We start from the raw sequence: 3004 nt of genomic DNA on the forward strand, positions 1-3004 counted from the left end.
CCAACCCAGAAAATTACCTGCCATGGAATTATCTAGAAAATAGTGAGTAACGGCTGACTTGCTTTCCAAAAAAGACTGAATTGGGCTAACCGCCCAAGTCAAACTATGCAGCCGTAAGCTCACGATAACTTTATCAATCCACTGTTGGCATAAAAATGGTTTTTTTTAGTTCGCCTTGCTCGTTCTATGTCTGTTTTTAAGCCCATATGGCTTGCAATAGTTTTTCGTAGAGCTTCTACAGACATCAATTTAAGCGCATCTAAGGTAATATTACGATCATACGCTGAAAGTAACACAAGCAACTCTGGATATGTTTCAAACATACAATGAAGCTTTTCAACATCTTGATATTTTTCAACTAATTTACGAGCTAGATAAATATTTGAAGATAATATCACTACATCATTCGGGTTAAAGTTATTAGTTCTAATCGTTTTTTGAATGCAATCAAATGTACTATTTTCCCAATCTTCATTACATGAATGATAATCTAAGATTTCAAACGTAAGCCCTTGTTGAATAGGAGCGGTTTCGAGTAATTCAGAATCTGAATATTTTTCTATTAAATATTTTGATTGGTAGTCCTTGAAAATTTGATTTAACGGTGAATCAATACTTGTTCGATAAGAACGCTTGAGTTTTTTCCAGCTGCCAAAACCTTGAGCGATAACTGCGGCTCGTTCAGTAGTTCGCTCATAGATATTTTGAGATTCATCCCCAAACAGAACCATTTCACCATCATTAGCTAAAAAATTATCTCTGAGTATTTTGACCCACTCACTTTCAAAATCTTGTACTTCATCGACTAAGATTGTTTGATAACGCCGTAAGGTATCCTCTTTAAAACAGTCTTTTTTATAAAGCTCTCTCAATCCAAACTTTTCTATTAATTCCCCAATATCTTGTCCGGTTTCATTGATTTGTGAATTATAGAACTGGTGGTAGTTAGTTACAGCAAAGTTTTCCCCATCTCTATATCCTAAGATGTCGCTAATTCTATCTTTGATCAGATTTTTTAGCGTAATATTGAAAGTGATGATAAGTACATTTTCTTTGTGTCTAGTATGTGCATTTACAGCTCGTTGAGCGATAATTGCTGTTTTACCACAACCAGCAACTCCCTTTATTTTTTCTTTCCCTTTATCACTAACAGCTAACTTAATTTGTTTTTCATCTAAAGGTATTTGCTTGCCTTGATTCAATATATGCTCACAAGGCATTAAACGCCGCTTTAGATCTTCATAAACACGATCATCAAACAACACATGAGACTTAAAGCTCTTAATTTTTAAGATAAGGGTATTAAGTTGATCATTAGCATATACCATCGACTTATCACGAGATAACCGTAGCTTCACACTCGAAATACCATCAGATCGCTTATTAAAAGTATCATGATTGATAGATCCATTTTTATGCTGAGTGAACAGATCTTGTGATTGTTTGCTCAGTTCATTGTCGGGGTGGCTATAAAGTTGGTGGATCTGAGGTTTCGTCGCTTTATGCATATAAACGAGTGGCAGAACAAGATTAAAGAAATGACGGTTAGTGAGCTGGGCCAGCCCTAGAACAGGTAAATGTAGTTGATATAAATTCTTTTTATAAGTAAATGCTTGCGACTGAGGAGAAGCTATTCGAGAAGTACCTTGCGAGCTGTGAACCGACCATTTGTTATAAGTATTAACCTTATATTTAGCTAAGTCATAATCTTTCACTTCTATAATAATTATCGCGACACCTTCTTTAACGATAATAAAATCTGGCCTATCACCATCCAAATAAGGATTAAAAAACACTTCATAACTAACATCAAGGTGTTCATCTAAATAATTCAATAAATGATATTCACCTTCAGTTGGCTGTACCTTTAATCGTTTTATATTCTCTAATGATGGATATAAACTGGCCATAAAATATTCCTATAAGAATGGTAACCCGAACAGTGCACCAATAATACCAATTGGCGATATAGGGATTGGTAAAATAGATTCCCCAATAATTTCTGCCAGTCCTTCACTGACTGTATCAGATGGGTATTGTCAACTTATGTGACCAGGACGACTAAAGGCTATTAAATTAGCCTTAATCTAAATTTTGGACATAACTAACCTGCATCCAATCAGAAAATGAGAGATCGCGGAATGCTCTATAATGTTTCGCTTGCATTAAATGACGGCCAAAACGAAACAGGTTATTTACTACCCCGTGGCAACTTAAAAACCGCTGGGCTTGGCCCTGTGATTTGAATTTACGCATCTGTCTTTCTTGTTGCCGAGTAGGCTGATGTGAGAGCTCACACCCGTTATTTTCATACTGAACAGTTGAGTGTTCTACGCTTGGCATTAGTTCTTTTTTTGCTGCAGAGTAGCTTGCTAGTTTATCCGTCACAATCTTTAACGGCGTACTTCCCTGCCCTTTTAATAATCGTTTAAAGAAGCGCATCGCTGCCGTTTTATTCTTTCGTTTCTGAACCAAAATATCTATTTCATCACCATCTTGATCAACGGCTCGCCAAAGGTAATGTAATACGCCATTTATTTTGATGAAAACCTCATCCAAATACCAGGTATCACCAAGTTGTCCACGCTTCTTTTTTAGCTGATTACAATAGATGCTGCCATGTTTTTTGCACCACTGTCGAATCTTTTCATAAGTGACAATTATGCTTCTAGCTGCGAGTAATTCTTCAATATCACGATAACCTGCGTAGATATTGGAATTATTCATCAGAAGATTATCGCACAACTGGTTGAGGTGTTGCTAACTTGACAATACCACGTGTCCTACCCAACGACGCTTAAATGAATAAATCACTAAATATAAAATGAAAGCTGAGCATAATATTAAAATTAAGTTTAATATTGATTTCAATTCAATGGTGAGCTTACGGCTGCATAGTTTGACTTGGGCGGTTAGCCCAATTCAGTCTTTTTTGGAAAGCAAGTCAGCCGTTACTCACTATTTTCTAGATAATTCCATGGCAGGTAATTTTCTGGGTTGGCTT

At 36.2% G+C, this 3004-nt stretch carries 3 protein-coding genes; 1 reads left to right on the top strand and 2 read right to left on the bottom strand.

Features of this window, described 5'->3' with window-relative positions; all coding sequences use genetic code 11:
• Positions 1-119: 119 nt before the first annotated feature.
• Both KSO91_RS16660 and KSO91_RS16665 read right to left on the bottom strand, forming a co-directional pair.
• Positions 120-1910, bottom strand: coding sequence for a nuclease-related domain-containing DEAD/DEAH box helicase (locus KSO91_RS16660; protein ID WP_238744147.1), 1791 nt, complete (start codon positions 1908-1910; stop codon positions 120-122).
• Between the two features lie 172 nt (positions 1911-2082).
• Entirely contained in the window at positions 2083-2727 is a 645-nt protein-coding gene (locus tag KSO91_RS16665) for an IS6 family transposase (RefSeq protein ID WP_238744148.1), read from the bottom strand.
• Positions 2728-2824: 97 nt separating this feature from the next.
• Between KSO91_RS16665 and KSO91_RS16670 the strand changes: the two genes are divergently transcribed.
• A partial coding sequence (locus KSO91_RS16670; protein ID WP_238744149.1) for a hypothetical protein occupies positions 2825-3004 on the top strand: 180 nt, incomplete at its 3' end.

The organism is Psychromonas antarctica (genome assembly GCF_022267535.1).
In the GTDB taxonomy this organism is placed as follows: Bacteria; Pseudomonadota; Gammaproteobacteria; order Enterobacterales; family Psychromonadaceae; genus Psychromonas; species Psychromonas antarctica.